At 49.4% G+C, this 24860-nt stretch carries 39 protein-coding genes; 3 read left to right on the top strand and 36 right to left on the bottom strand.

Annotation, left to right across the window (positions count from 1 at the left end):
• The 19 genes from rpsE to rpsJ all read right to left on the bottom strand — a co-directional run bounded on the left by rpsE (position 1) and on the right by rpsJ (position 8579).
• Positions 1–504: a 30S ribosomal protein S5 gene (gene rpsE, locus AB3G37_RS01890; RefSeq protein WP_009639192.1), complete on the bottom strand. Its 504-nt coding sequence runs from the start codon at positions 502–504 to the stop codon at positions 1–3.
• Between the two features lie 14 nt (positions 505–518).
• Positions 519–872, bottom strand: coding sequence for a 50S ribosomal protein L18 (rplR, locus tag AB3G37_RS01885; RefSeq protein WP_009639191.1), 354 nt, complete (start codon positions 870–872; stop codon positions 519–521).
• A gap of 9 nt (positions 873–881) precedes the next feature.
• Complete coding sequence (gene rplF, locus AB3G37_RS01880; RefSeq protein WP_009639190.1) at positions 882–1415, bottom strand: 50S ribosomal protein L6; 534 nt, start codon at positions 1413–1415, stop codon at positions 882–884.
• A 13-nt stretch (positions 1416–1428) separates the two neighbouring features.
• A complete protein-coding gene (gene rpsH, locus AB3G37_RS01875) occupies positions 1429–1821 on the bottom strand; it encodes a 30S ribosomal protein S8 (protein ID WP_009639189.1) in 393 nt (130 codons plus the stop codon).
• 33 nt (positions 1822–1854) lie between these two features.
• Entirely contained in the window at positions 1855–2160 is a 306-nt protein-coding gene (gene rpsN, locus AB3G37_RS01870; protein WP_009639188.1) for a 30S ribosomal protein S14, read from the bottom strand.
• Positions 2161–2173: 13 nt separating this feature from the next.
• Positions 2174–2713 (bottom strand): 50S ribosomal protein L5, encoded by a 540-nt coding sequence (gene rplE / locus AB3G37_RS01865; protein ID WP_009639187.1) that lies wholly within the window; start codon positions 2711–2713, stop codon positions 2174–2176.
• A gap of 14 nt (positions 2714–2727) precedes the next feature.
• A complete protein-coding gene (gene rplX / locus AB3G37_RS01860; protein WP_009639186.1) occupies positions 2728–3042 on the bottom strand; it encodes a 50S ribosomal protein L24 in 315 nt (104 codons plus the stop codon).
• A gap of 10 nt (positions 3043–3052) precedes the next feature.
• A complete protein-coding gene (gene rplN / locus AB3G37_RS01855) occupies positions 3053–3424 on the bottom strand; it encodes a 50S ribosomal protein L14 (protein ID WP_008457164.1) in 372 nt (123 codons plus the stop codon).
• A gap of 172 nt (positions 3425–3596) precedes the next feature.
• Positions 3597–3851, bottom strand: coding sequence for a 30S ribosomal protein S17 (gene rpsQ, locus AB3G37_RS01850; RefSeq protein ID WP_009639185.1), 255 nt, complete (start codon positions 3849–3851; stop codon positions 3597–3599).
• Positions 3851–4042, bottom strand: a complete 192-nt coding sequence (gene rpmC, locus AB3G37_RS01845; RefSeq protein WP_009639184.1) for a 50S ribosomal protein L29 — start codon at positions 4040–4042, stop codon at positions 3851–3853. The genes rpsQ and rpmC overlap by 1 nt, the downstream gene beginning before the upstream one ends.
• Entirely contained in the window at positions 4042–4452 is a 411-nt protein-coding gene (rplP, locus tag AB3G37_RS01840) for a 50S ribosomal protein L16 (RefSeq protein WP_009639183.1), read from the bottom strand. Before rplP ends, rpmC begins: the two co-directional genes overlap by 1 nt.
• Positions 4453–4464: 12 nt before the next feature.
• Positions 4465–5163 carry a 30S ribosomal protein S3 gene (rpsC, locus tag AB3G37_RS01835; protein WP_009639182.1) on the bottom strand — a complete coding sequence of 233 codons (699 nt, stop codon included), beginning with the start codon at positions 5161–5163 and terminating at the stop codon, positions 4465–4467.
• 17 nt (positions 5164–5180) lie between these two features.
• Positions 5181–5513, bottom strand: a complete 333-nt coding sequence (gene rplV / locus AB3G37_RS01830; protein WP_009639181.1) for a 50S ribosomal protein L22 — start codon at positions 5511–5513, stop codon at positions 5181–5183.
• A gap of 14 nt (positions 5514–5527) precedes the next feature.
• Complete coding sequence (rpsS, locus tag AB3G37_RS01825; RefSeq protein WP_004929772.1) at positions 5528–5806, bottom strand: 30S ribosomal protein S19; 279 nt, start codon at positions 5804–5806, stop codon at positions 5528–5530.
• A 14-nt stretch (positions 5807–5820) separates the two neighbouring features.
• On the bottom strand, positions 5821–6645 hold the full coding sequence (gene rplB / locus AB3G37_RS01820) for a 50S ribosomal protein L2 (protein WP_369789541.1): 825 nt from the start codon (positions 6643–6645) through the stop codon (positions 5821–5823).
• An 18-nt stretch (positions 6646–6663) separates the two neighbouring features.
• Positions 6664–6966 (bottom strand): 50S ribosomal protein L23, encoded by a 303-nt coding sequence (rplW, locus tag AB3G37_RS01815; RefSeq protein ID WP_009639178.1) that lies wholly within the window; start codon positions 6964–6966, stop codon positions 6664–6666.
• A complete protein-coding gene (gene rplD / locus AB3G37_RS01810) occupies positions 6963–7568 on the bottom strand; it encodes a 50S ribosomal protein L4 (RefSeq protein WP_009639177.1) in 606 nt (201 codons plus the stop codon). The genes rplW and rplD overlap by 4 nt, the downstream gene beginning before the upstream one ends.
• Positions 7569–7584: 16 nt before the next feature.
• A complete protein-coding gene (rplC, locus tag AB3G37_RS01805; RefSeq protein WP_009639176.1) occupies positions 7585–8235 on the bottom strand; it encodes a 50S ribosomal protein L3 in 651 nt (216 codons plus the stop codon).
• A 32-nt stretch (positions 8236–8267) separates the two neighbouring features.
• A complete protein-coding gene (gene rpsJ / locus AB3G37_RS01800; protein ID WP_009639175.1) occupies positions 8268–8579 on the bottom strand; it encodes a 30S ribosomal protein S10 in 312 nt (103 codons plus the stop codon).
• Positions 8580–8985: 406 nt separating this feature from the next.
• On the opposite strand from rpsJ, the gene AB3G37_RS01795 reads away from it, so the two are divergent.
• Complete coding sequence (locus tag AB3G37_RS01795; RefSeq protein WP_009639174.1) at positions 8986–9516, top strand: A24 family peptidase; 531 nt, start codon at positions 8986–8988, stop codon at positions 9514–9516.
• A 13-nt stretch (positions 9517–9529) separates the two neighbouring features.
• Here AB3G37_RS01795 and bfr read toward each other — a convergent pair whose 3' ends face one another.
• From bfr to fkpA, 11 genes are all read right to left on the bottom strand, one after another.
• The gene (gene bfr / locus AB3G37_RS01790) at positions 9530–10021 is read right to left on the bottom strand and encodes a bacterioferritin (RefSeq protein WP_009639173.1); all 492 of its coding nucleotides are present in this window, start codon (positions 10019–10021) and stop codon (positions 9530–9532) included.
• 77 nt (positions 10022–10098) lie between these two features.
• Positions 10099–10293, bottom strand: coding sequence for a bacterioferritin-associated ferredoxin (gene bfd / locus AB3G37_RS01785; RefSeq protein ID WP_009639172.1), 195 nt, complete (start codon positions 10291–10293; stop codon positions 10099–10101).
• 158 nt (positions 10294–10451) lie between these two features.
• Positions 10452–11636, bottom strand: coding sequence for an elongation factor Tu (tuf, locus tag AB3G37_RS01780; RefSeq protein ID WP_369789171.1), 1185 nt, complete (start codon positions 11634–11636; stop codon positions 10452–10454).
• A 70-nt stretch (positions 11637–11706) separates the two neighbouring features.
• A complete protein-coding gene (fusA, locus tag AB3G37_RS01775; RefSeq protein WP_009638961.1) occupies positions 11707–13821 on the bottom strand; it encodes an elongation factor G in 2115 nt (704 codons plus the stop codon).
• Between the two features lie 213 nt (positions 13822–14034).
• Positions 14035–14505: a 30S ribosomal protein S7 gene (gene rpsG, locus AB3G37_RS01770; protein ID WP_009638962.1), complete on the bottom strand. Its 471-nt coding sequence runs from the start codon at positions 14503–14505 to the stop codon at positions 14035–14037.
• A 96-nt stretch (positions 14506–14601) separates the two neighbouring features.
• Positions 14602–14976 carry a 30S ribosomal protein S12 gene (gene rpsL / locus AB3G37_RS01765; protein ID WP_009638963.1) on the bottom strand — a complete coding sequence of 125 codons (375 nt, stop codon included), beginning with the start codon at positions 14974–14976 and terminating at the stop codon, positions 14602–14604.
• A gap of 142 nt (positions 14977–15118) precedes the next feature.
• Positions 15119–15406 (bottom strand): sulfurtransferase complex subunit TusB, encoded by a 288-nt coding sequence (tusB, locus tag AB3G37_RS01760; RefSeq protein ID WP_369789540.1) that lies wholly within the window; start codon positions 15404–15406, stop codon positions 15119–15121.
• Between the two features lie 13 nt (positions 15407–15419).
• Positions 15420–15797, bottom strand: coding sequence for a sulfurtransferase complex subunit TusC (tusC, locus tag AB3G37_RS01755; protein WP_369789539.1), 378 nt, complete (start codon positions 15795–15797; stop codon positions 15420–15422).
• Positions 15798–15817: 20 nt separating this feature from the next.
• Positions 15818–16210, bottom strand: coding sequence for a sulfurtransferase complex subunit TusD (tusD, locus tag AB3G37_RS01750; RefSeq protein ID WP_192807970.1), 393 nt, complete (start codon positions 16208–16210; stop codon positions 15818–15820).
• A 2-nt stretch (positions 16211–16212) separates the two neighbouring features.
• Entirely contained in the window at positions 16213–16929 is a 717-nt protein-coding gene (locus AB3G37_RS01745) for a transcriptional regulator (protein ID WP_009638967.1), read from the bottom strand.
• Between the two features lie 271 nt (positions 16930–17200).
• Positions 17201–18049, bottom strand: a complete 849-nt coding sequence (gene fkpA, locus AB3G37_RS01740) for an FKBP-type peptidyl-prolyl cis-trans isomerase (RefSeq protein WP_009638968.1) — start codon at positions 18047–18049, stop codon at positions 17201–17203.
• A 262-nt stretch (positions 18050–18311) separates the two neighbouring features.
• Between fkpA and AB3G37_RS01735 the strand changes: the two genes are divergently transcribed.
• Positions 18312–18530, top strand: coding sequence for a protein SlyX (locus AB3G37_RS01735; protein ID WP_009638969.1), 219 nt, complete (start codon positions 18312–18314; stop codon positions 18528–18530).
• Positions 18531–18657: 127 nt separating this feature from the next.
• On the top strand, positions 18658–19332 hold the full coding sequence (locus AB3G37_RS01730) for a YecA family protein (RefSeq protein WP_369789538.1): 675 nt from the start codon (positions 18658–18660) through the stop codon (positions 19330–19332).
• A 66-nt stretch (positions 19333–19398) separates the two neighbouring features.
• Here AB3G37_RS01730 and AB3G37_RS01725 read toward each other — a convergent pair whose 3' ends face one another.
• The 6 genes from AB3G37_RS01725 to kefG form a co-directional block, all read right to left on the bottom strand.
• Positions 19399–20415, bottom strand: a complete 1017-nt coding sequence (locus AB3G37_RS01725; protein ID WP_369789537.1) for a 1-aminocyclopropane-1-carboxylate deaminase — start codon at positions 20413–20415, stop codon at positions 19399–19401.
• A gap of 374 nt (positions 20416–20789) precedes the next feature.
• Complete coding sequence (locus tag AB3G37_RS01720) at positions 20790–21284, bottom strand: Lrp/AsnC ligand binding domain-containing protein (RefSeq protein WP_009638972.1); 495 nt, start codon at positions 21282–21284, stop codon at positions 20790–20792.
• 219 nt (positions 21285–21503) lie between these two features.
• Entirely contained in the window at positions 21504–22052 is a 549-nt protein-coding gene (gene slyD, locus AB3G37_RS01715) for a peptidylprolyl isomerase (protein WP_055776239.1), read from the bottom strand.
• Between the two features lie 115 nt (positions 22053–22167).
• Positions 22168–22371 carry a YheV family putative zinc ribbon protein gene (locus AB3G37_RS01710; RefSeq protein WP_369789536.1) on the bottom strand — a complete coding sequence of 68 codons (204 nt, stop codon included), beginning with the start codon at positions 22369–22371 and terminating at the stop codon, positions 22168–22170.
• 109 nt (positions 22372–22480) lie between these two features.
• Entirely contained in the window at positions 22481–24328 is a 1848-nt protein-coding gene (kefB, locus tag AB3G37_RS01705) for a glutathione-regulated potassium-efflux system protein KefB (protein WP_369789535.1), read from the bottom strand.
• On the bottom strand, positions 24292–24843 hold the full coding sequence (kefG, locus tag AB3G37_RS01700; RefSeq protein ID WP_369789534.1) for a glutathione-regulated potassium-efflux system ancillary protein KefG: 552 nt from the start codon (positions 24841–24843) through the stop codon (positions 24292–24294). The genes kefB and kefG overlap by 37 nt, the downstream gene beginning before the upstream one ends.
• Between the last annotated feature and the right edge of the window lie 17 nt (positions 24844–24860).

Genomic DNA, 24860 nt, shown 5'->3' with positions numbered 1-24860 from the left:
TTATTTCCCTAGAATTTCTTCGACGGACTTACCACGCTTGGCAGCGACCATTTCTGGGGACTTCATATCTTCCAAAGCTGCGATAGTTGCACGAACCACGTTGATCGGGTTAGTGGAACCATAAGCTTTAGCCAATACGTTGTGTACCCCTGCGACTTCCAGGACGGCGCGCATTGCACCACCGGCGATAATACCGGTACCTTCAGAAGCCGGCTGCATGAACACGCGAGAACCCGTGTGAGCACCTTTAACAGGGTGCTGCAGGGTGCCGCTGTTCAGCGCGACGTTCAACATGTTGCGACGGGCTTTCTCCATCGCTTTCTGGATCGCTGCCGGAACTTCGCGTGCTTTGCCGTAGCCAAAACCAACGCGACCGTTACCATCACCAACTACTGTCAGTGCGGTAAAGCTGAAAATACGGCCACCTTTTACGGTTTTGGATACGCGGTTTACCGCGATCAGCTTTTCCTGCAGTTCGCCAGCTTGTTTTTCGATGTGTGACATCTTACACCTCTACCTTAGAACTGAAGGCCAGCTTCACGGGCAGCATCTGCCAGTGCCTGGACTCGACCATGATATTGGAAACCGGAACGGTCAAAGGATACTTTCGAAATCCCTTTTTCCAATGCGCGTTCTGCAATTGCTTTACCTACAGCAGTTGCGGCATCTTTGTTACCGGTATACTTCAATTGCTCAGTAATAGTTTTTTCTACTGTAGAAGCAGCAACTAATACTTCAGAACCGTTAGGTGCAATCACCTGTGCGTAAATATGACGCGGGGTACGATGTACCACCAGACGTGTCGCACCCAGTTCTTTGAGCTTGCGGCGTGCGCGGGTCGCACGACGGATACGAGCAGATTTCTTATCCATAGTGTTACCTTACTTCTTCTTAGCCTCTTTGGTACGCACGACTTCGTCGGCGTAACGGACACCCTTGCCTTTATAAGGCTCAGGACGACGGTAGGCACGTAAATCTGCAGCAACTTGACCAATCACCTGCTTATCAGCGCCTTTCAGCACGATTTCAGTTTGAGTTGGACATTCTGCAGTAATGCCTGCCGGCAGCTGGTGTTCGACCGGATGGGAAAAACCCAGGGCCAAACTCACCGCGTTGCCTTTGATAGCAGCACGGTAACCAACACCAACCAATTGAAGCTTTTTAGTGAAGCCGTCGGTAACACCTATAACCATTGAGTTCAACAGTGCACGAGTGGTACCCGCTTGGGCCCATGCGTTTGCGAAGCCTTCGCGCGGACCAAAGGTCAGAGCGTTATCTTCCTGTTTAACTTCAACGGCGTCATGGATAGTACGAGACAGCTCGCCGTTTTTACCCTTAATCGTAATAACCTGACCGTTGAGTTTTACCTCTACGCCGGTAGGAATGACGACGGGTGCTTTTGCAACACGAGACATGCTTTCCTCCCGATTAAGCTACGTAGCAGATAATCTCGCCACCAAGACCAGCCTGGCGAGCTGCACGATCAGTCATAACACCTTTAGAGGTAGAAATAACAGCGATACCCAAACCGGCCATAACCTTTGGCAGCTCATCTTTTTTCTTGTAGATGCGCAGGCCAGGACGGCTGATTCGTTGAATGCTCTCTACCACTGCCTTGCCCTGGAAGTACTTCAGTACTAATTCCAGTTCAGGTTTGGCGTCGCCTTCGATTTTAAATTCTTCAATGTAGCCTTCTTCTTTAAGCACGTTGGCAATAGCCAGTTTCAGCTTAGAGGAAGGCATGGTGACCGCAACTTTGTTCGCGGCCTGACCGTTACGGATACGGGTCAGCATATCCGCGATCGGATCTTGCATGCTCATCTGTCATTACTCCCGTGATTCAATTGGTGACAATTACCAGCTAGCCTTTTTAAGACCCGGAATTTCACCGCGCATAGCGGCTTCACGGACCTTAATACGGCTCAACCCGAACTTCCGCAAGAAAGCGTGCGGACGACCAGTTTGACGGCAGCGATTACGCTGACGAGACGGGCTGGAATCACGCGGCAGAGTCTGCAGCTTAAGAACGGCATCCCAACGATCTTCGTCGGAAGCGTTCACGTCAGAGATAGTTGCTTTCAATTCAACGCGTTTAGCGAAGAATTTATCTGCCAGTTTCACGCGCTTGACTTCGCGTGCTTTCATGGATTGCTTAGCCATTAGTAACCCTACCTTACTTACGGAACGGGAAGTTAAAGGCAGCCAGCAGAGCGCGGCCTTCATCATCGGATTTCGCAGTAGTGGTGATGGTAATATCCAAACCACGAACGCGATCGACTTTGTCATAGTCGACTTCCGGGAAGATGATCTGTTCACGCACGCCCATGCTGTAGTTACCACGGCCGTCGAATGACTTAGCGGACAAGCCACGGAAGTCACGGATACGTGGTACAGCAATAGTGATCAGACGCTCAAAGAATTCCCACATGCGTTCGCCACGCAGGGTTACTTTACAGCCGATCGGATAGCCCTGACGGATTTTGAAGCCTGCAACTGATTTGCGTGCTTTGGTGATGAACGGCTTTTGACCAGAGATAGCTGCTAAATCAGCTGCTGCGTTATCCAGCAGTTTCTTATCAGCGATCGCTTCACCAACACCCATGTTCAGGGTGATCTTCTCGACCCGAGGGACTTGCATGACAGAATTGTAATTAAACTCAGACATGAGTTTCTTTACGACATCGTCTTTGTAGTAATCATGCAGTTTCGCCATCGTACTACTCCAAATTACTTGATAGTTACGCTGTTAGACTTGAAGAAACGGACTTTTTTGCCGTCTTCGAATCTAAAGCCTACACGGTCAGCCTTACCGGTTGCCGTGTTGAAGATTGCAACGTTAGAAACTTGAACAGCAGCTTCTTTTTCAACGATGCCGCCTGGTTGGTTCAGAGCCGGTTGAGGCTTCTGATGTTTCTTAACCAGGTTGATACCTTCAACAATGACCTTGCCAGAAGACAGGACATTTTTTACTTTACCACGCTTACCTTTATCTTTGCCGGTAAGCAGGATAACTTCGTCATCACGACGGATTTTCGCTGCCATGGTTCGCTCCTTAGAGTACTTCTGGTGCCAGAGAGATAATTTTCATGAACTTCTCATTACGCAGTTCACGAGTTACCGGCCCAAAAATACGCGTGCCGATTGGCTGCTCGCTGTTATTATTTAAAATAACGCATGCATTGCCATCGAAGCGAATGACAGAACCGTCCGGGCGACGAACACCCTTCTTGGTGCGCACCACTACCGCCTTCAGCACGTCGCCTTTTTTCACCTTACCGCGAGGAATTGCTTCCTTGATGGTAATTTTGATGATATCGCCAACGCCTGCGTAGCGACGGTGCGAGCCACCCAGAACCTTGATACACATTACGCGACGTGCACCGGAGTTGTCGGCCACGGTCAGCATAGTCTGTTCTTGGATCATGTTAGTGCTCCGCTAATGTCAACTACAACTTATAAGACCTAACAATAGGCCATATAGAAATCCCCACAAATGAGGGCGCAGCATTATAACACTGCTTATTCATTATGGGTAGAAAAAATAAACGGCCCAGGTCTCCATGAGCCGTTTATTCATTTTCGAGAACGCGATTCTATTACAGAATTGCTTTCTCTACAACGCGAACCAGTGTCCAAGACTTAGTCTTTGACAGCGGACGGCATTCGCTAATTTCAACGACGTCGCCGATACCGCATTCGTTGTTCTCGTCATGTACGTGCAGCTTAGTCGTACGCTTGATGAATTTACCGTAGATTGGGTGCTTCACGAAACGCTCAATCGCAACAACGATAGATTTTTCCATCTTGTCACTGATCACACGACCTTGCAGAGTACGGATCTTGTCACTCATTACGCGCCCGCCTTCTCAGTCAGTAAAGTCTTAACACGTGCAACATCACGACGCACTTGCTTCAACGTGTGTGTTTGCTGCAGCTGGCCGCTGGCCGTTTGCATGCGCAGGTTAAACTGCTCACGCAACAGGTTCAGAAGCTCAACGTTCAGCTCTTCCACGCTCTTTTCACGCAGCTCTTTTGCTTTCATTACATCACCGTCTTAGTTACAAAGGTGGTTTTAATAGGCAGTTTCGCTGCTGCAAGCTGGAATGCTTCACGCGCCAGCTCTTCAGGCACACCGTCCATTTCGTACAGGACTTTACCAGGCTGGATCAGGGCAACCCAATACTCCACGTTACCCTTACCTTTACCCATACGAACTTCAAGTGGCTTCTCGGTGATTGGTTTGTCCGGGAATACACGGATCCAAATCTTACCTTGACGCTTAACTGCACGGGTCATCGCACGACGTGCTGCTTCAATTTGACGAGCAGTCAGGCGACCACGGCCAACAGCTTTCAGACCGTAAGTGCCGAAGCTCACATCCGTACCTTGCGCAAGGCCACGGTTGCGGCCCTTGTGCACCTTACGGAATTTTGTACGCTTTGGTTGTAACATCAGCGACTCTCCTTACTTGCGGCCTTTACGCTGCTGCTTTTTAGGTTGAGCAGCCGGTTCCGGTTGTTCAACTGCAGCCATACCACCCAGGATCTCACCTTTGAAGATCCATACCTTAACGCCGATTACACCATAAGTGGTGTGCGCTTCAGATGTGTTGTAATCGATATCCGCACGCAGAGTATGCAGTGGAACACGACCTTCACGGTACCATTCGGTACGCGCGATTTCAGCACCGCCAAGACGGCCGCTTACTTCAACTTTGATACCTTTAGCGCCAAGACGCATTGCGTTCTGAACTGCACGCTTCATAGCACGACGGAACATAACGCGACGTTCCAGCTGTGAAGTGATGCTGTCAGCAACCAATTTTGCGTCAAGTTCCGGTTTACGGATTTCGGCGATGTTAATCTGTGCAGGAACGCCAGCGATATCCGCTACGACCTTACGCAGTTTTTCGACATCTTCACCTTTCTTGCCGATAACGATGCCAGGACGAGCGGTGTGAATAGTCACACGGATGCTCTTCGCTGGACGCTCGATAACGATGCGAGAAACGGAAGCTTTCGCCAATTCTTTAGTCAAGAACTGACGAACTTTAAAGTCGCTGTCCAGGTTGTCAGCGAATTCTTTGGTATTTGCGTACCAGGTAGAATTCCAAGGTTTGACAATACCTAGGCGAATACCATTAGGATGTACTTTCTGACCCATTGCTAGTCTCCAGAGTCTCAGCGATCGGACACAACCACAGTAATGTGGCTGGTGCGCTTCAGAATGCGATCTGCACGACCTTTAGCACGCGGCATAATACGCTTCATGCTTGGGCCTTCGTCTACGAAAATCTTCGAGACTTTCAGATCATCGATGTCAGCGCCATCGTTGTGTTCTGCGTTAGCAATGGCAGACTCCAGCACCTTCTTAACCAGACCAGCAGCTTTCTTGTTGGTGTAGGCCAGAGTTTCCAGAGCTTGCGACACTTTCTTACCGCGGATCAGGTCTGCAACAAGGCGAACCTTCTGAGCAGAAGAACGAGCGTGGCGATGTTTAGCTATAGTTTCCATCTCTTCCTCCTACCTTAGCGCTTTTTAGCTTTTTTATCAGCCGCATGGCCGCGATAAGTACGAGTCGGCGCGAATTCACCCAGCTTGTGACCGACCATTTCATCGGAAACAAACACTGGTACGTGCTGACGACCATTATGGACAGCGATGGTCAAACCGATCATGTTAGGAAAGATCGTTGAACGACGGGACCAAGTGCGCAAAGGCTTCTTGTCTCCGCTTTCCACCGCTTTCTCTACCTTCTTCAGCAAGTGCAGGTCAATAAAAGGACCTTTCTTGAGAGAACGTGGCATGGCTTATCCTCTAATTATTTTTTGCTACGGCGACGTACAATGAACTTGTCAGTACGCTTGTTGCTACGGGTTTTCTTACCTTTGGTCTGAACGCCCCATGGTGTTACTGGGTGTTTACCAAAGTTTTTACCCTCACCACCACCGTGTGGGTGATCGACTGGGTTCATCGCAGTACCGCGAACGGTAGGACGAATACCACGCCAACGTGCAGCACCTGCTTTACCCAGAACGCGAAGCATATGTTCAGAGTTACCAACTTCGCCCATGGTAGCGCGGCAGTCGATCTGAACTTTACGCATTTCGCCAGAGCGCAGACGCAGAGTTACGTAGGAACCATCACGAGCAACGATCTGAACGTAGGCACCAGCAGAACGAGCCAGCTGGCCGCCTTTACCTGGTTTCATTTCTACGTTATGAACCGTTGAACCAACTGGGATGTTGCGCATCGGCAGGGTGTTACCCACTTTGATTGCAGCATCAACGCCAGATTGGATCTGGTCACCCACTTTCAGGCCTTTCGGCGCCAGGATGTAACGGCGTTCGCCGTCTTTGTACAGAACCAGCGCGATGTTCGCGGAACGGTTCGGATCGTACTCCAGACGCTCAACCACTGCAGCTAAACCGTCTTTGTTGCGTTTGAAGTCAACCAGACGATAATGTTGCTTGTGGCCACCACCGATATGACGGGTGGTGATTCGGCCATTGTTGTTACGGCCACCGCTTTTGCTCAATTTCTCAAGCAGCGGAGCAAAAGGTTTACCCTTGTGCAGCTCAGGGTTAACCACTTTAACAACGTGGCGACGGCCCGGAGATGTAGGTTTACATTTAACAATTGCCATTGTGCTTACTCCTCCGACTTACTCTGCGCCGCTGATGAAGTCCAGATTCTGGCCTTCTTTCAGGGTGACGTAAGCTTTTTTCCAGTCGCTACGACGACCAACACGCTGACCGTGACGTTTAGACTTGCCTTTAACCAGCAAGGTGTTAACGTCTTCGACTTCGACTTCAAACAGTTTCTTAACCGCAGCTTTGATTTCTGCTTTAGTCGCGTCGAGGGCAACTTTGAGTACGATGGTGTTGTTCTTTTCCATCGCGGCGGATGCTTTTTCAGAAACGTGCGGCGCGCGCAGCACTTTCAGCAGACGTTCTTCACGAATCATGCCAGCATCTCCTCAACTTGCTTAACTGCGTCAGCAGTCATAACGACTTTGTCGAAGGCGATCAGGCTTACTGGATCGATACCTGCTACGTCGCGAACGTCAACCTTGTACAGGTTACGCGCGGCCAGGAACAGATTCTCGTCGACTTCGCCAGTTACAATCAGCACGTCTTCCAGAGCCATGTCTTTCAGTTTCTGTGCCAGCAGCTTAGTTTTAGGCGCTTCTACAGAGAACGTCTCGACAACGATCAAACGATCTTGACGTACCAGTTCGGACAGGATGCTTTTCAGCGCGCCGCGGTACATCTTTTTATTTACTTTTTGACTGTGGTCCTGTGGCTTGGCAGCAAAGGTCACACCACCCGAACGCCAGATTGGGCTCTTTACAGAACCTGCACGCGCACGGCCAGTACCTTTCTGACGCCATGGTTTTTTACCGGAACCAGTTACTTCAGCACGGGTCTTCTGAGCGCGAGTACCTTGACGGGCACCTGCTGCATAAGCAACAACAACCTGGTGTACCAGCGCTTCATTGAAATCACGCCCGAAGGTAGTTTCGGAAACAGTCAGCGCGCTCTGCGCGTCTTTCACTACTAATTCCATTCCTATCTCCTCGACGTTAAGCCTTAACAGCAGGTTTAACGATCAGGTTGCCACCGGTAGCACCCGGAACAGCACCCTTGACCAGCAGCAGGTTGCGCTCAGCGTCAACACGTACTACGTCCAGGCTTTGAACGGTTACACGCTCGTTACCCAGTTGGCCTGCCATTTTCTTGCCTTTGAACACTTTGCCCGGAGTCTGGTTCTGACCGATAGAACCCGGAACGCGGTGAGACAAGGAGTTACCGTGTGTAGCATCTTGAGTACGGAAGTTCCAGCGTTTAACAGTACCCGCGAAACCTTTACCTTTAGATGTACCAGTAACGTCTACTTTCTTAACGTCTGCGAAGATCTCAACGCTAATTTCTTGACCTGCAGTGAACTCTTCGCCTTCTGCAAGACGGAATTCCCACAGACCACGGCCAGCTTCTACGCCAGCTTTAGCGAAGTGGCCCGCTTCTGGTTTAGTTACACGGTTAGCTTTTTTGCTACCAGTAGTAACCTGCACAGCGCGGTATCCGTCGTTTTCCAGATCTTTGATCTGAGTAACGCGGTTGCCTTCAATCTCGATAACAGTAACTGGAATAGAAACGCCGTCTTCTGTGAAGATACGTGTCATACCCAATTTCTTACCGATTAGGCCAATCTTTTTCTTTTCTAAAGTACTCATCGTTTCAACCTCTCAATCGCTCGATGACCCGATTAACCCAGGCTGATCTGCACGTCTACACCAGCAGCCAGATCCAGACGCATCAGAGCATCAACGGTTTTCTCGGTTGGCTCAACGATGTCAACCAGACGCTTGTGAGTGCGAATCTCATACTGATCACGCGCATCTTTGTTGACGTGCGGAGAAATCAGAATGGTAAAGCGCTCTTTGCGGGTCGGCAGCGGAATTGGACCACGAACTTGCGCACCAGTGCGCTTCGCGGTCTCAACGATTTCCGCGGTTGATTGATCAATCAGACGATGATCAAACGCTTTCAGGCGGATACGGATTCTTTGGTTCTGCATGAGACCAGAGCTCCAATTATTTTAAACGTAAAATGATTACTCCTCGGTCCCATTTCGATTGATGGGAGAGTGTAATCGTTCTTCACATAACCCCCATATCGGGAGTATTGTTTGCCAGGCGGTTACTTTACCTGACAACTAATTCATATCGAATTAGGCTTACCAAGATTAGGTAAGCCCGCGCATTATACGTAACTCAGGAAAGTAAGCAACCCCTGCTGGCAATAAAGTGTGTTTATTTCGTACACGTTCCCCTCCCCCAACATTCGTTGCAAGCCGTTTTGTGCAGCATCACTCAAAGCTAAAAGCTTGTTCCATTGAACTCTTTTTTAGGATTGTTTGCCGCCGCTAAAGCTCTATCCTCGCAGCTAACGATATTTTTCTTTAAGAACATCAGGAAAATTAAATGTTTAACCAGTTTTATCAACTTGGCCTCTTGCATGGCTATTCCATTATTACCTCTGCAATATTTGTGAGTTACTTATTGGCGCTGAGTTATATCGACGTGATTCGCTTTCAGCTGCCCGACTGGCTTACTCTTTCACTGCTTTGGGTTGGTTTGCTGTTGCATGCTATTTTCACCCCGCAATATCTGGTCAGTGGAGTAATTGGCGCGGCTGCGGGTTACCTAGGCTTTTGGGCTATCTATTGGCTGGGAAAATGGCTGTTCAAAAGAGAGGGGCTTGGCTATGGGGATTTCAAACTCATGGCAGCGCTGGGTGCCTGGATGGGCTGGGAGTGCCTGCCTTTTGTAGCAGTATATGCCTCGATTGGTGGAGCGATATTTTATGTTTTAAGATTCTGTTTCTATCGCACCCGGGGGGAGATTCCTTTTGGTCCTTTCCTGGCAACTGTCGGCGGGGTTATCTATGTCAGCCAGCAAATACTCAGCCTGGCTGATCCTAGATGCGTGTTCTGCGTGATCATTAAGATATAGTTTTAGATTAGAGCTAATGTGACGCTTTTTTAGATTCTTCTTTAATCTGGGTCTGGATGTAGTTCTGGATACCAACTCGGCTAATCAGATCGACTTCGGTTTCAATCCAGTCAATGTGATGTTCTTCATCGGCCAGAATAGTGATCATGATATCGCGGCTAACATAGTCGTGGATTGAATCGGCATAGGCGATGGCCTCACGCAAATCCTTAGCGCCGTCGAGCTCGAGCACCAGATCGGACTTAAGCATTTCCTCAACGTCTTCGCCGATATTGAGTTTGCCGAGATCTTGCAGATTAGGGATGCCTTCAAGGAATAGGATACGCTCGATATAGATATCAGCGTGTTTCATTTCATCGATGGATTCGTGGTATTCAATGCCATTGAGCCGCATTAAACCCCAATTTTTGAACATTCTGGCGTGGAGAAAATACTGATTGATGGCAACGAGCTCATTTCCTAGCAGCTTGTTGAGGTGCGAAATCATTTTGGTATCGCCTTTCATAGTAATGCCCTCCGCTATAGGTCCTATGAAGTGTAGAACCACTTAGCAAAGAGTGAAAGGAATAACCTTACTATTTATCAGGCAACTTCAATAATGTAGGTAATGTTATCTTGTTCCTCTACCAGGATCTCCCTGGCCTGTCTGATGCATTTACCACAGTCGGTTCCAATAGGGCAAATTTGGCGAAGCTCTTTCATCGTTTGTGGCTGATGCTGCCGGATGACTTTACGAATCACTTTATCTGTGACCGCATTACACAAACACACGTACATACACGAACTCAATATTTAACCAGTTCATATAACTGTAAATGAGAATAATTTCTATTTCAATTGCGATTTAAAAAATTTACATTGAGCCGTACACAGAAAACAGGCATAAAAAAAGGGTGCCTTAGCACCCTCTTTTATATTCCTAAATTTATCAGCGATTAAGCGATAACTTTAGCAACAACACCAGCACCAACGGTACGGCCGCCTTCACGGATTGCGAAACGCAGACCGTCATCCATCGCGATTGGGTGGATCAGGGTAACAACCATGTTCACGTTGTCACCAGGCATTACCATCTCAACGCCTTCTGGCAGTTCGATAGTACCGGTCACGTCAGTTGTACGGAAGTAGAACTGTGGACGGTAGCCTTTGAAGAACGGAGTATGACGGCCGCCTTCATCTTTGCTCAGGATATACACTTCTGAGTCAAATTTGGTGTGTGGTTTGATTGAACCTGGTTTAGCCAGAACCTGACCACGTTCGATGTCTTCACGTTTGATACCACGCAGCAGAACACCAACGTTCTCGCCTGCACGACCTTCGTCAAGCAGTTTACGGAACATTTCAACGCCAGTACAAGTTGACTTGACAGTGTCCTTGATACCCACGATTTCAACTTCTTCGCCAACTTTAACGATACCGCGCTCTACACGACCGGTAACAACTGTACCACGGCCGGAGATGGAGAATACGTCTTCGATTGGCAGCAGGAATGGCTTGTCAATTGCGCGCTCTGGTTCTGGGATGTAAGAATCCAGGTAGCCAGCCAGCTCAATGATTTTAGCTTCCCACTCAGCTTCGCCTTCCAGTGCTTTCAGCGCTGAACCACGAATAACTGGCAGGTCATCACCAGGGAAGTCATAAGCAGAAAGAAGTTCACGAACTTCCATTTCTACCAGTTCCAGCAGCTCTTCATCATCAACCATGTCACATTTGTTCATGAATACGATGATGAAAGGAACGCCAACCTGACGACCCAGCAGGATGTGCTCACGAGTCTGTGGCATAGGGCCATCAGTCGCAGCAACAACCAGGATAGCGCCGTCCATCTGAGCAGCACCGGTGATCATGTTTTTAACGTAGTCGGCGTGCCCTGGGCAGTCAACGTGCGCGTAGTGACGTGCAGGGGTATCGTATTCAACGTGAGAAGTGTTGATGGTGATACCACGTGCTTTTTCTTCTGGTGCGTTATCGATCTGGTCGAATGCACGAGCAGAACCGCCGTAGGTTTTAGCCAGAACGGTGGTGATAGCAGCAGTCAGGGTAGTTTTACCGTGGTCAACGTGGCCGATAGTACCAACGTTGACGTGCGGTTTGGAACGTTCAAATTTTTCTTTAGACACGGATTTATTCCTTACTATTGTGCTCTCCCCTCAAGGAGAGAGCACGGGATCATTGTGTTAAAACCTAGGCTTATTTACCACGAGCTTCGATTACAGCCTGGGCAACGTTGCTTGGCGCGTCATCATACTTCAGGAATTCCATGGAGTAAGATGCACGACCTTTGGTCAGTGAACGCAGCTGAGTCGCATAACCGAACATTTCGGAAAGCGGAACTTCAGCATGAATCACAACGCCAGTAGCGTTAGATTCTTGGCCTTTCAGCATACCACGACGACGGCTAAGGTCACCGATCACGTCACCAGTGTTCTCTTCTGGAGTTTCTACTTCAACCTTCATGATCGGCTCAAGCAGAACTGGTTTCGCTTTCTTAAAGCCATCTTTGAAGGCGATAGAAGCGGCCAGTTTAAACGCCAGCTCAGAGGAGTCAACGTCATGGTAAGAACCGAAGTGCAGACGCACGCCGAGATCAACCACTGGGTAACCAGCCAACGGACCTGCTTTCAGCTGTTCCTGGATGCCTTTGTCAATCGCACCGATGAATTCACCAGGAATCACACCGCCTTTGATTTCGTTGACAAACTCGTAGCCTTTCGGATTCGAGCCAGGCTCCAACGGATACATGTCGATCACAACGTGACCGTACTGACCACGACCACCAGACTGCTTGGCGTGTTTACCTTCAACGTCGGTAACTTTGGCGCGAATCGCTTCACGGTAGGCTACCTGCGGCTTACCAACGTTAGCTTCAACGTTGAATTCGCGACGCATACGGTCAACCAGGATATCCAGGTGAAGCTCACCCATACCTGCGATGATTGTCTGACCAGATTCTTCATCAGTCCAAACGCGGAATGATGGGTCTTCTTTAGCCAGACGGCCCAGAGCCAGACCCATTTTTTCTTGGTCAGCTTTGGTTTTTGGTTCTACAGCTACGGAGATTACCGGCTCTGGGAATTCCATACGCTCAAGAATGATCACGTTATCCGGATCACACAGGGTATCACCAGTAGTCACGTCTTTCAGACCGATTGCTGCAGCGATATCGCCTGCACGGACTTCTTTAATTTCTTCACGCTTGTTAGCGTGCATCTGAACGATACGGCCCAGACGTTCGCGCTGAGATTTCACTGGGTTAAATACAGTGTCACCTGAGTTGACGAGACCGGAATAAACACGGAAGAACGTCAAGTTACCCACGAATGGGTCAGTAGCGATTTTGAACGCCAGAGCAGAGAACGGCTCTTTGTCGTCAGAATGGCGAACTGCTGGAGTGTCTTTACCGTCATCCAACATACCGTTGATAGCTTCAACGTCAGTTGGTGCTGGCAGATACTCGACAACAGCATCCAGCATTGCCTGTACGCCTTTGTTTTTAAACGCAGAACCACAGGTAACCAGGATAACTTCATTGTTCAGAACGCGCTTACGCAGAGAAGTTTTGATTTCTTCTTCAGTCAGCTCTTCGCCACCAAAGAATTTCTCCATCAGCTCATCAGAACCTTCAGCAGCGGCCTCAATCAGTTTCTGATGCCATTCTTCAGCCAGTTCTTGCATGTCAGCCGGGATCTCTTCGTATTCGAAGGTCACGCCCTGATCTGCTTCGTTCCAGTTGATTGCTTTCATCTTCACCAGGTCAACGATACCGGTGAATTTCTCTTCAGCGCCGATAGCCAGCTGCAGAGGAACCGGAGTTGCACCCAGACGTTGTTCGATCTGACCAACAACTTTCAGGAAGTTAGCACCCATACGGTCCATTTTGTTAACGAACGCGATACGAGGAACTTTATATTTGTTAGCTTGACGCCAAACGGTTTCAGACTGTGGCTGAACACCGCCAACAGCACAGTAAACCATTACAGCGCCATCAAGAACACGCATAGAACGCTCAACTTCGATGGTGAAGTCAACGTGTCCCGGGGTGTCGATGATATTAATGTGGTGTGGTTCGAACTGCTTAGCCATACCAGACCAGAAACAGGTGGTCGCAGCGGACGTGATGGTAATACCACGTTCCTGCTCCTGCTCCATCCAGTCCATGGTAGCTGCGCCGTCGTGAACTTCACCGATTTTGTGGTTTACACCGGTGTAGAACAGAACACGTTCGGTCGTCGTCGTTTTACCGGCGTCGATGTGAGCACTGATACCAATGTTACGGTAACGCTCAATGGGTGTTTTACGAGCCATTTGATTCCTCTATTACTAGGGCGTTCAAGTTCAGTTAATCCAAACGGGCTAACTGTTGCCAGCGCCCGCTTGTTTAGCATATACCCGCAATATTTCAAATCGCAGATGCGTAAGCTGTTTCGCTCACCCCGGTCAATTACCAATGTAAATTCCCGGGGGTCTTTCAACTGCCTTCTTCCGGAGTTGAAATCTTGGGGTATCTACAACTGGTAATTACCAGCGGTAGTGGGCGAACGCCTTGTTGGCTTCGGCCATACGGTGAACGTCTTCACGTTTCTTAACAGCAGTACCTTTGTTGTCTGCTGCATCAGAAAGTTCGTTCGCCAGGCGGAGAGCCATGGATTTATCACCGCGTTTACGAGCAGCTTCAACGATCCAACGCATTGCCAGGGCATTACGACGAACCGGACGTACTTCAACTGGAACCTGATAAGTAGAACCACCAACGCGGCGGGACTTAACTTCCACGGTCGGACGGACGTTGTCCAGAGCGACTTCGAAAGCTTCCAGGCTGTCTTTACCGCTACGTTGAGCCAGGGTCTCAAGTGCGTTGTAGACGATTGCTTCTGCAGTAGATTTTTTACCATCTACCATCAGGATATTTACAAATTTAGCCAGCAGCTCGGACCCGAACTTAGGATCTGGCAGGATTTTACGTTGACCAATGACGCGACGACGTGGCATGGGAATACTCCGTTGTTAATTCAGGATTGTCCAAAACTCAATGAGTTTATTTTGACAGTAATGTAAAAATGTTTGGCCTTACTTAACGGAGAACCATTAAGACTTCGGCTTTTTAACGCCGTATTTAGAACGAGACTGCTTACGGTCTTTAACGCCTGAACAGTCCAGTGCGCCGCGGACGGTGTGGTAACGCACACCTGGCAAGTCTTTTACACGACCGCCACGGATCAGGATCACGGAGTGTTCCTGCAGGTTATGACCTTCACCGCCGATGTAGGAGGTAACTTCAAAACCGTTAGTCAAACGTACGCGACATACTTTACGCAGTGCGGAGTTTGGTTTTTTTGGAGTGGTGGTGTACACACGGGTACAAACGCCACGTTTCTGCGGGCAAGCTTCCAGCGCTGGAACGTTGCTTTTAACAACCTTCGTAGAGCGTGGTTTGCGTACCAGCTGATTAATTGTTGCCATTAAAAAGCTCCTGGATTTTGTTTCGTAAACTACTTTGTAAACACGTGATAAATCGACCCACGATTGGCAGATGCCAATATGGGACGCAGAATTTTATTGCTGACCAGCGAAAGTGTCAAGAAATATACAGCATATCGCGAAATCACCATGCAAGGTGCTGGCTGTGCCGCTCGGTCAAATCAACGAATCCAGTATAGTCGATCAGTGTCATTTTGTGTGAAATTTGACCAACCAACCCTCTGGCCTGTAAATCTTCACTGAGCACATAAACCGGGCAGCTCAGAACTGATAGATGGGACTGCGCCACGCTGTTTTCAAGGGCGGCCAGCACACCGTCCTGCATCAGCAATAACGCATCATTCTGGCCTATCAAACGAATAAGCGCTGAGATATCACATTGTTGAGGTGAATGAGCAAGCGTAAAAAGCATTATCCGTTCTCGATTAAAAGGTCATTACTACGTCATAATTACCGAGTTTCTGGCGCAAGTCTTCAGGCTTTAGAGGCTCGACATCAAGCACCCACTCATTGAATTGTGCCAGTCCCCGCTCATTGACAGACGCTTCACAGATAAAACATTGCTCAATATCGTACAGGGGTAAAATGCCGTAGGTCGCGATATAATTTCGCGCTAAAATTTTTTCTGGCTGTTGCCCTGGCAGCAGTTGTAAAACGCCATCAGAGACAAAAAACACGCCGATATCTTCCGTCAGAGCAGAAGTTGCCAGCAAGGCATCAAGCCCTTCCCGACCCGCAGAAGTGCCATGCGGCCCGTGTGAAAACACAAAGGCGACTCTCTTTGACTGATTTTCTGGCTTCATGATGCTGTCAGTTTCCATCGCTAAAATTGTACCAGGCGATCGCAAGTGAGCGAGGCCTCCGCCAGGCTGCCTAATCCGGTCAGGGAGAATCCTTCCTGAAGGTTGGCCTCCAATTCCTGGCGCTGTGCGGCTTCAACGTTATCAATAACGCCGCGACGTAACGCCGCTGCCACGCAGACATTCAAATTTACCTGATGTGCGACGGAAAGTTGCTGCCACGCGCGGACCAAATCAAACTCGTCCGACGCTGGAGAAGAAAGCTGATTGCCGTTTAGCACGCCTTCGCGATAGAAGAATACGCTCACTAACTGATGCCCACGGGCTAGCAGCGCCAGCGCAAACTGATACGCTGCGCTTGCCTGTTGAGTGCCGTACGGCGCGCCGGTAACCAAAATACTGTATTGCAATGCCAACCTTAATTCCCCAACGGTTCGCCGCTTTTAAACTGACGAATGTACAAATAAACCGTGTGCTTGGAAATATTCAGACGATCCGCAACCTGGTTAATCGCATCTTTAATATCAAAAATGCCTTTCTCGTAAAGGTTAAGCACCACCTGACGATTCTTGGCATTGTTGGTGACATTGCGATCCGCATTCACTTCTTCAATGGTAAATTCCAGCGTTTGCGCGACCAGATCATCAACTGAAGAGGCAAAGTTCACCGAAGGTGACACATCCTGAGTTTCAGGCGGAATAAAGGTTTGCATGATTTGCGAGAAAGGAACGTCGAGGTTCATATTGATACACAATAGACCCACCACGCGCTGATCGCGATTGCGGATAGCAATAGTCACCGATTTCATCAGCACGCCACTTTTCGCCCGGGTAAAATAGGCTTTGGAAACATTGCTGTCGGCGCCGGTCATGTCATGCAGCATGCGCAGGGCTAAATCGGTAATTGGCGAACCAATCTTGCGACCCGTGTGTTCCCCATTGGCGATGCGAATTGCCGAGCATTTCAGATCTTCCAGAGAATGCAGGACAATTTCACAGTGTTGACCAATCAGCATCGCCAATCCGTCAACCACGGCTTCGTATGAAGCCAGGATTTCATGGTCGGTTGCACTAAAAGGACGTTGGTCCAGCAAATCCAGATCACCGGTTTCGCCATTTAGAAGCGAATTAGACATTGAAGCTACCACCCTCTACATCGGGGCCTACTCATCAGCTGGAGTAAGGCTCACCGTTAAATCAATCTCATCAGGCCCTACTGTAACAAAGGCACAGTAAAAAGGTCCCTACGATTATTCAAGGTATTGACGTTAAGCTTGAGCGATAAACTCGTCAAGTTATCATCATAGAGTAACCCCGGTAAAAATGGGGGGGAAGCGATCACAAAGCTGAAGGTAAAAAAAAACCGCCGCATAAGCGACGGTTTTCTAAAGCATTAATCAGACAGTATTATTCTGATTTTGCTGCTGCATCAGCATCTGCTGGCTTGGTTGCATCTTTTGCATCAGCCTTAGGTGCTGGTTTGATGTCCAGCAGCTCTACTTCGAATACCAGAGTAGAGTTGGCAGGGATGCCTGGGACGCCAGTTTTGCCGTAAGCCAGAGCCGGTGGGATCACCAGCTTGATTTTACCGCCTTTCTTAACGTGCTTGAGGCCTTCGGTCCAGCCTGGGATCACGCCATCAAGACGGAAGGACAATGGCTCGCCGCGAGTATAAGAGTTATCAAACTCGGTGCCGTCTACCAGAGTGCCTTTGTAGTTAACGACTACGGTATCACTGTCTTTAGGAGTCGCGCCGGTACCTGGTTTTTCAACCTGATACAGCAGGCCTGATTCGGTTTTCTTCACGCCTTTTTCTTTGGCGAAGTCTGCACGGAACTTGTCGCCTTTCTCATCGTTGGCTTTAGCGTCTGCTTCCATTTTCTGCTGAGCAGAAGCTTTTACTTTAGCTTCGAAAGATTGCAGCGTTTTCTCGATGTCGGCATCAGAAAGCTTACTTTTGTTGGCGAACGCGTCCTGAACACCGGCGATCAGCTGGTCTTTATCCAGTTTGATACCCAGTTTTTCTTGTTCTTTCAGGGAATTGTCCATGTAACGACCTAATGAAGCACCCAGCGCATAGGCGGCTTGCTCATCGTCGTTCTTGAATTGCGCATTGGTGGTTGCTGGTGCTGTAGCCGCTGGTGCAGCCGCAGTAGAATCAGTCGCTTTTGCAGCATCAGCTGCCATGGCCTGAGTTGCACCCAGGGCAAGAGCCATCGTGGTAGCCAACAGCGTTACTTTAAACAATGATTTCATCCATTTCTCCAAGACTTGAGGCTCTTACCTCAAGTAACAATTACGAAAGTTCGCCGGTTAATATAACTGTCCCTGTCAACGCATGACAATCGCTATACTTCCCGAACGCGCATAAATAGGACCTTTTTTGCTTCAATAAGTTTCTGAAGGCGGCAGAAAACGGCTAACTCTGAGTTTTTTCCGACTTTTGCGGGTAGAATATGGCGCAAATTCTGTCGCACCGACAGACAATCCTCACCGAACGGCACTAAAGGCATAAAATATGGAACAAAACCCTTTCGAACAGCGGATTGAAGCTCTGGAAAGCAAACTGGCTTTTCAGGAAGTCACCATTGAAGAGCTGAACCAGATTGTGACGTCGCACCAGCTCGAAATGAGTCGCCTGCACGATCACCTGCGTCTGCTAACCGACAGACTGCGCGCGTCGCAGCCTTCGATGATTGCCGATGCCTCAGAAGAAACGCCGCCTCCGCATTACTAAGTTTCAAGCAAGTCTGCCGCAGCGTGGATTTAACCGCGCAAAATAGTGCTCATCGTTAAGCTTTAACCTCGATGATTGATGCTTTATGCCTACAATAAAATTAAATATGTTTCCCGGAGACCCGCGTATGAAAGAAGGCCCATTAAACGAGAAAGAGCTGGAGTGGCTTGAAGAGATTCTGGAAAAATACGGCAACGAGCGATCTGTTATCGACGTCGCCGAGCTTGATGGCTTACTGACGGCGATCCTTTCCGGCCCGGTGATGATTGAACCAAGCGAATGGCTGGTTGCGCTGTGGGGCGGCCAGGAACATATCCCTAAATGGTCGAACGAGCGCGAACTCAAGCGCTTTATGGATCTGACCTTCCAGCATATGAACGACATCTCAGACCGACTGACAGAGTATCCGGATCAGTTCGAGCCGCTGTTCGGCGTTCAGGACATTGATGACGAGGAATACACCGTCGCCGAAGAGTGGTGCTATGGCTACATGCGCGGATGGTCGTTAAGTGACTGGTCAACATTGCCTCAAGAGCTGGAGCCCGCACTTAAAGCCATTGCTTTGCACGGCAGCGAAGAAAATGTTCCCGTGCTGGAGCAGATGTCTAACGACGAAATTGAAGCAAGCATTGAGAAAATCAAACCTGCGGCGCTGGCCTTGCATGATTATTGGCTGGCAAAGCAGCCAGAAGCAGCCGCGACGCCCTCTTCTATGCCAATTGTTGTAGCGCCAAAAACAGGACGCAACGATCCTTGCCCGTGCGGCAGCGGCAAGAAGTATAAAAACTGCTGTCTGCACTGATTAATAGAGTCCGCCAATAGCAAACGGCCACATCCCCGCTGGCCGATTGCTATTATTTGGGCTGAATCAGCCGTTGCGGAAAATATAGCTATAGGCGCTGAGCGCTGGGGCACCACCAAGATGCGCGTACAGAACCTTTGAACCGTCAGGGAACTCCCCATTGCGCACCATATCAATCAGGCCGTGCATGGATTTTCCCTCGTAAACTGGGTCAGTCAACACGCCTTCCGTGCGTGCACAAAGGCGGATGGCTTCCAGTGTACCTTCACTTGGCAGACCATATTCCGGGCCACCGTAACGAGTATCCAGCACCACATCTTCTTCCGTAATTTCCCGCCCCAGCTCAACAAGATTGGCAGTATTTTGCGCGATACGCAGGATTTGCGCCTTGGTTTGCGCCGCTTTTGCCGAGGCGTCGATGCCGATAACATTGCGTGAACGCCCATCGGCTGCAAATCCGACCACCATGCCAGCCTGGGTACTGCCGGTCACCGAACACACCACGATATAATCAAATTTAAAGCCTAATTCCTGCTCCTGCTGGCGCACTTCTTCTGCAAAGCCGACAAATCCCAGCCCGCCGTAAGGGTGCTCGGAGCATCCCGCTGGAATAGGGAAAGGTTTACCGCCATTTTGTGCAGCCTCTTCCATTGCCTGTTTCCAACTTTCGCGGATACCGATGTCAAAACCGGCGGCATCGAGGCGTACATCTGCGCCCATAATGCGCGACAGCTCAATGTTGCCCACGCGATCGTAAACAGTATCGGAATAGTTGACCCAGTTTTCCTGCACCAGAATACATTTCATTCCCAGATGCGCGGCAACGGCGGCAACCTGGCGGGTCTGGTTCGACTGAATTCCGCCAATCGATACCAATGTATCGCATCCTTGAGCCAATGCCTCGGGGATCAAATATTCCATTTTGCGGGTTTTATTGCCGCCAAATGCCAGCCCGCTGTTGCAGTCTTCTCGTTTGGCGTAAATATCAACCTTTCCTCCAAGCGTGGCGCTCAGACGTTTCATAGGCGTAATTGGGGATGGACCAAAAGTCAGCGGGTAGCGTGGGAATTTTTCCAGGTTCATAATGCCTCTCCAGATAACAGGGTTGCGTCATAAGTTGCTGAGCAAAATAGTGTTTGTGCATACCCTTCAACAATACATCAGACCTGAAAATAATAAATTTCGTTTTATCATGGATAAATTTTATTAAAAAAACATAAAATCATAAAAAACTGATTAAAGTTGCCATTTATTAAATATTTGTGGAATAAAATTAATAAAAAAACTTTATGACTGCACCAGAAGCAAAACGCTTTTAGAAAAAAGTCATTCAATATAGATAGTTAAAAATTAGTGGGCATCATCAGCAGATAATAGAAAATAAAAAACCCGCAAATTGCAGGTTGATTAATTAATTTGAAAATAAAAGCGATGGCAGTGATATGAGTTAATAACGCTTAGAGGGGAATTTGAGTGGTAGAAAATATTTCGCGTAAACCAATAAAAGATCTAATCTGCCTGACGCCAGGCAAAAATAATAACTGCTCGGCATGAAGTTTATTAAAGCTTTGGTTATCTGCCGTGCGAATTAGCATAACAAAATCAAATTCGCCGCTCACCATATGACATTCCATGCAGCCTTTGATTTTCTTTACTGCTGACTCGAAGTCCTTGAAAGAATCGGGGGTAGACCTGTCGAGCACCACACCAATAATAACCACCAGCCCGACATTCAGCGCCTGCGGGTTAAGTAAGGCGACATAGTTTTGGATATACCCAAGCTGTTTCAGGCGTTCAACACGCCGCAGGCTGGCAGGAGGGCTAAGGCTAATTTTGGAAGAAAGCGCCACGTTTGAAATCGAACTGTCTTGCTGCAGGATACGCAGTATGGCGAGGTCATACTTGTCCAGCGCCTTTTCGCTTCCAGCATCCTTATTCGCTCTCTGCTCCATAACAACAGTCCTTATATAATATAAAAAACTTATGGCTATAAAAGAAAATATTATACTTCGGGAAATGTCATTATTTCCCTGCTTGCATCCTGTCATTGCAACTTAAAAAAATCAATAATTACAGAAACAGCTTTCTAAATAAAAGACAATAAAAAAGGCGGCCATTGCCGCCTTTCTCATTTTCTTTATATCGGAAACTACTTAGAGAAACAGTTCCAATTAGTGGCTGCAACCGCAACCGCCGGTACCGCAACCACCTTGACCGTGGTCATGGCCGTGATCGTGGTCATGGTCGTGACCGTGCTCACCGTGAACGTGGCCGTGAGCCAGTTCTTCTTCTGTTGCTTCGCGGATCGCCACAACTTCAACGTTGAAGTTCAGGTTCTGACCAGCCAGCATGTGGTTACCGTCAACCACAACGTGGTCGCCGTCAACTTCAGTAATTTCTACAGGAACTGGACCCTGATCGGTGTCAGCCAGAAAACGCATACCCACTTCCAGCTCGTCAACACCCATGAACACGTCTTTAGGAACGCGCTGTACCAGGTTCTCGTCGTAGTTACCATAAGCTTCGTTAGCGCCTACATGCACGTCAAAACGATCGCCCACCGCATGGCCTTCCAGCGCGCTTTCCAGACCGGAAATCAGCGAACCGTGACCGTGCAGGTAGTCCAGTGGTGCACTTACCGGCGACTCGTCAACCAGCACACCATCTTCAGTACGAACCTGATACGCAACGCTGACAACCACGTCTTTAGATACTTTCATGATAACTCCTACCGTTTGAAAACTGTAATTTCGTCAAATACCGTATTTTGGCGAAGATTGTAGCGGAAAACCGCGCGTCTGTACCCCTAAGCATAAAAAAAGGCACAGCATAACGCTACTCTGGATGAAAGATACCGATCACCTGCTCTTCAGGACGAACATGCTTGGTGACCTGTTCATCGGTCTGGCGCTTGTGATGCCCGCACTTGGCGCACTCCACGACCTCAACCTGGTCTTCTTGCCATAACATCAGTGTATCCAGTGCCTTACACTCAGGGCATACGGCACCGGCGATAAAACGTTTACGAGTTGTAGCCATTCTCAGCCTCTCATTGATTTCAGCCGCGAGCCGCTATTACCTGCTTCGCCGTATGAAATCCTTTACAAAAAAATATTCGGAAACTTCTGTTACCCCGCGCCGTGAGACGCTATTCCTCGTCGTCCCAACCATCGAGCTGGCGACGTTCGTTATGCATTTCGCTTTGGAAGATATCCTCCAGCTCGCGTCGAGCCTCTTTAACACGCGATATTTGCGCCACATCACCTTGCACTTGTGGTACCAGTTCACGCAGCATGCGCATATCCAGACGGCGAAAGTGCTGCTGGGCGCGATAGGCGCTGTGCGGATGCATACCAAGCGTAATCAGTGCTTTTTTACCCAGCTCCAGCGCGCTGGAGAAGGTTTCGCGGGTAAAGTTCTCGACACCAGCCTGCAACAGTTCATGCGCCTCGACGCGGCCGCGCGCGCGCGCCAGGATATTCAGGTGCGGAAAGTTTTCCTGACAAAGCCGCACAATTTCCATCGTGTCTTCCGGCTCATTACAGGTGATTACGATGGATTTGGCCTTTTCTGCCCCGGCAGCGCGCAGCAGTTCCAGCCGCGTTGCATCGCCGTAATACACCTGATAACCATAGCTGCGCATCAGCCCAACGGCGCTGATATCGCGTTCAAGCACAGTAATACGCATCTTGTTGGCCATCAGTAAACGCCCGACGACCTGCCCAAAACGACCAAAGCCGACCACAATCACCTGCGGCTCGTTATCTTCGACGAAATGTTTCTCGTCACTTTCTTCCTGAGCGTTATAGCGGCGCACCAGAATGCTGTCGACGTATTTCAGCAACAGCGGTGTGGTCATCATCGAAAGTGTGACCACCACCAAAAGCTCTGCCAATTGGCCCGACGAAATCACCTTGACCGCACCGGCTGCCGAGAACAGCACGAAAGCAAATTCTCCGCCCTGACTGAGTACCGCGGCAAACTGCAACCGCACCGAAGTTCGCAGATCAAAGAGTCGCGCAAGCAAATAAAGCACGCCGCCCTTGACTACCACCAACACAATCACGCTTATCAACACCATCAAAATGTGGGTATAAAGCACACCCAGATTCAATGCCATGCCAACAGATATAAAGAACAGACCGAGTAATAATCCCTTAAACGGCTCGATAGCGATTTCCAGTTCGTGCTGATATTCACTTTCTGCCAGCAATATCCCGGCGATAAAAGTGCCCAGCGCCATCGAAAAGCCCAGCTCTTGCATAAACAGCGCTGCGCCCAGCACCACCAAGAGCGCCGCCGCGGTAAATACTTCCCTGACTCCCGAGGCAACAATCAGGCGGAAAATGGGCCGTAACAGATATCTTCCGCCGACCAGCATGCCGACAAACGCCAGCACTTTCATACCAATCAAAGGCCAGTTATTACCGCCCGAAGAAGCGCCAGCCAGCACGGGGATCAGCGCCAAAGCCGGGATCACCGCGATATCCTGAAACAGTAGCACAGCAAAACCTAGCTGCCCGCCTTCGTTGCGGGTCATGCCTTTGTCCTGCATCAGCTGCAACGCCATTGCGGTGGAAGACATCGCCAAACCAATACCGCCAATCACCGCCGCCTGCCAGGCAAAATGCGTCATATAGAGCAATCCACCCAGCACCATCGCGGTGAGGATCACCTGACCCGCACCGACGCCGAATATCTGCCGCCGCAGCTGCCACAGTTTGCCGGGGTTTAGCTCCAGCCCAATGATAAACATCAGAAATACGACGCCAAGTTCGGAGAAATGCAGGATCTCGTCGACGTCGTTGATAAAACCTAGTCCCCACGGGCCAATGGCAATCCCGGCCAGCAAATAGCCCAATACCGCGCCAATCCCGAGGCGTTGAGCAATGGGTACCGCCACCACGGCGGCAAATAGAAACAGCAGGATAGCTGTGGGTAAATTCGAACTGTCGATGATTAAATCCCTCCGTGTGGCATGGGAGATTGAAGCCATTCACCATAGGCTTGGGCGTGGCTTGCTAAAACCTCAGGCTGCTGGCGACGCGCCCAGTAGATCACAATCGGCGTGAGCCAGTGCATGTGACACATACCGGCGGTGAGCTCAAAGGGTCGCAGAATTTCACTCATTTTGTAGCGATTATAGCCGCCTGGACGAAAGGCCCCTTCCGGTTCGCCGGTAGTTATCACCGAACGCCAATATTTTCCGTTTAACGCCGTGCCGCCGGCACCGCTGGCAAATCCGCGCGCCAGCACGCGATCCATCCACTCTTTCAGCAGCGCCGGGCAGCTATAGGTGTATAAAGGATGCTGAAAAACGATGATCTTATGCTCGCGTAATAGCTGCTGCTCGCGGGGAACGTCGATAAAAAAATCAGGATAGTTGGCATAAAGATCGTGGACAGTCACGTGTTCAAGCTGTCGCGCCCGGTCAAGCAAGATGCGATTGGCGACCGAATCGGGTGATTCCGGGTGAGCGTAAAGCAGCAAAACCTTGGGTGGCTGCGACATCAATACCTCCAAAGCGT

The sequence above is a fragment of the Rouxiella sp. WC2420 genome (assembly GCF_041200025.1).
Taxonomy (GTDB): Bacteria; Pseudomonadota; Gammaproteobacteria; order Enterobacterales; family Enterobacteriaceae; genus Rouxiella.
The sequence above is the reverse complement of the archived record's forward strand: the minus strand, read 5'-3'. Positions and strand labels throughout refer to the sequence as shown.

Excerpts from the sequence above, each read along its gene's own strand:
- rplP (WP_009639183.1), bottom strand. The coding sequence starts at position 4,452 with ATGTTACAACCAAAGCGTACAAAATTCCGTAAGGTGCACAAGGGCCGC.
- AB3G37_RS01795 (WP_009639174.1), top strand. The coding sequence starts at position 8,986 with ATGTTTAACCAGTTTTATCAACTTGGCCTCTTGCATGGCTATTCCATT.
- rplB (WP_369789541.1), bottom strand. The coding sequence starts at position 6,645 with ATGGCAATTGTTAAATGTAAACCTACATCTCCGGGCCGTCGCCACGTT.
- rpsG (WP_009638962.1), bottom strand. The coding sequence starts at position 14,505 with ATGCCACGTCGTCGCGTCATTGGTCAACGTAAAATCCTGCCAGATCCT.
- rplC (WP_009639176.1), bottom strand. The coding sequence starts at position 8,235 with ATGAGTACTTTAGAAAAGAAAAAGATTGGCCTAATCGGTAAGAAATTG.
- AB3G37_RS01730 (WP_369789538.1), top strand. The coding sequence starts at position 18,658 with ATGAAAGAAGGCCCATTAAACGAGAAAGAGCTGGAGTGGCTTGAAGAG.
- bfd (WP_009639172.1), bottom strand. The coding sequence starts at position 10,293 with ATGTACGTGTGTTTGTGTAATGCGGTCACAGATAAAGTGATTCGTAAA.
- rplN (WP_008457164.1), bottom strand. The coding sequence starts at position 3,424 with ATGATCCAAGAACAGACTATGCTGACCGTGGCCGACAACTCCGGTGCA.
- rplW (WP_009639178.1), bottom strand. The coding sequence starts at position 6,966 with ATGATTCGTGAAGAACGTCTGCTGAAAGTGCTGCGCGCGCCGCACGTT.
- rpsQ (WP_009639185.1), bottom strand. The coding sequence starts at position 3,851 with ATGAGTGACAAGATCCGTACTCTGCAAGGTCGTGTGATCAGTGACAAG.
- rplE (WP_009639187.1), bottom strand. The coding sequence starts at position 2,713 with ATGGCGAAACTGCATGATTACTACAAAGACGATGTCGTAAAGAAACTC.
- rplV (WP_009639181.1), bottom strand. The coding sequence starts at position 5,513 with ATGGAAACTATAGCTAAACATCGCCACGCTCGTTCTTCTGCTCAGAAG.
- rpsS (WP_004929772.1), bottom strand. The coding sequence starts at position 5,806 with ATGCCACGTTCTCTCAAGAAAGGTCCTTTTATTGACCTGCACTTGCTG.
- rplF (WP_009639190.1), bottom strand. The coding sequence starts at position 1,415 with ATGTCTCGTGTTGCAAAAGCACCCGTCGTCATTCCTACCGGCGTAGAG.
- AB3G37_RS01745 (WP_009638967.1), bottom strand. The coding sequence starts at position 16,929 with ATGTCTAATTCGCTTCTAAATGGCGAAACCGGTGATCTGGATTTGCTG.
- tusB (WP_369789540.1), bottom strand. The coding sequence starts at position 15,406 with ATGCTTTTTACGCTTGCTCATTCACCTCAACAATGTGATATCTCAGCG.
- rpsJ (WP_009639175.1), bottom strand. The coding sequence starts at position 8,579 with ATGCAGAACCAAAGAATCCGTATCCGCCTGAAAGCGTTTGATCATCGT.
- rpsH (WP_009639189.1), bottom strand. The coding sequence starts at position 1,821 with ATGAGCATGCAAGATCCGATCGCGGATATGCTGACCCGTATCCGTAAC.
- rplX (WP_009639186.1), bottom strand. The coding sequence starts at position 3,042 with ATGGCAGCGAAAATCCGTCGTGATGACGAAGTTATCCTGCTTACCGGC.
- AB3G37_RS01710 (WP_369789536.1), bottom strand. The coding sequence starts at position 22,371 with ATGGCTACAACTCGTAAACGTTTTATCGCCGGTGCCGTATGCCCTGAG.
- tusC (WP_369789539.1), bottom strand. The coding sequence starts at position 15,797 with ATGAAGCCAGAAAATCAGTCAAAGAGAGTCGCCTTTGTGTTTTCACAC.
- rpsL (WP_009638963.1), bottom strand. The coding sequence starts at position 14,976 with ATGGCAACAATTAATCAGCTGGTACGCAAACCACGCTCTACGAAGGTT.
- AB3G37_RS01735 (WP_009638969.1), top strand. The coding sequence starts at position 18,312 with ATGGAACAAAACCCTTTCGAACAGCGGATTGAAGCTCTGGAAAGCAAA.
- rpsN (WP_009639188.1), bottom strand. The coding sequence starts at position 2,160 with ATGGCTAAGCAATCCATGAAAGCACGCGAAGTCAAGCGCGTGAAACTG.
- rpmC (WP_009639184.1), bottom strand. The coding sequence starts at position 4,042 with ATGAAAGCAAAAGAGCTGCGTGAAAAGAGCGTGGAAGAGCTGAACGTT.
- fusA (WP_009638961.1), bottom strand. The coding sequence starts at position 13,821 with ATGGCTCGTAAAACACCCATTGAGCGTTACCGTAACATTGGTATCAGT.
- rpsE (WP_009639192.1), bottom strand. The coding sequence starts at position 504 with ATGTCACACATCGAAAAACAAGCTGGCGAACTGCAGGAAAAGCTGATC.
- slyD (WP_055776239.1), bottom strand. The coding sequence starts at position 22,052 with ATGAAAGTATCTAAAGACGTGGTTGTCAGCGTTGCGTATCAGGTTCGT.
- rpsC (WP_009639182.1), bottom strand. The coding sequence starts at position 5,163 with ATGGGTCAGAAAGTACATCCTAATGGTATTCGCCTAGGTATTGTCAAA.
- bfr (WP_009639173.1), bottom strand. The coding sequence starts at position 10,021 with ATGAAAGGCGATACCAAAATGATTTCGCACCTCAACAAGCTGCTAGGA.
- rplR (WP_009639191.1), bottom strand. The coding sequence starts at position 872 with ATGGATAAGAAATCTGCTCGTATCCGTCGTGCGACCCGCGCACGCCGC.
- AB3G37_RS01720 (WP_009638972.1), bottom strand. The coding sequence starts at position 21,284 with ATGGAGCAGAGAGCGAATAAGGATGCTGGAAGCGAAAAGGCGCTGGAC.
- rplD (WP_009639177.1), bottom strand. The coding sequence starts at position 7,568 with ATGGAATTAGTAGTGAAAGACGCGCAGAGCGCGCTGACTGTTTCCGAA.
- AB3G37_RS01725 (WP_369789537.1), bottom strand. The coding sequence starts at position 20,415 with ATGAACCTGGAAAAATTCCCACGCTACCCGCTGACTTTTGGTCCATCC.
- kefG (WP_369789534.1), bottom strand. The coding sequence starts at position 24,843 with ATGTCGCAGCCACCCAAGGTTTTGCTGCTTTACGCTCACCCGGAATCA.
- fkpA (WP_009638968.1), bottom strand. The coding sequence starts at position 18,049 with ATGAAATCATTGTTTAAAGTAACGCTGTTGGCTACCACGATGGCTCTT.
- kefB (WP_369789535.1), bottom strand. The coding sequence starts at position 24,328 with ATGGCTTCAATCTCCCATGCCACACGGAGGGATTTAATCATCGACAGT.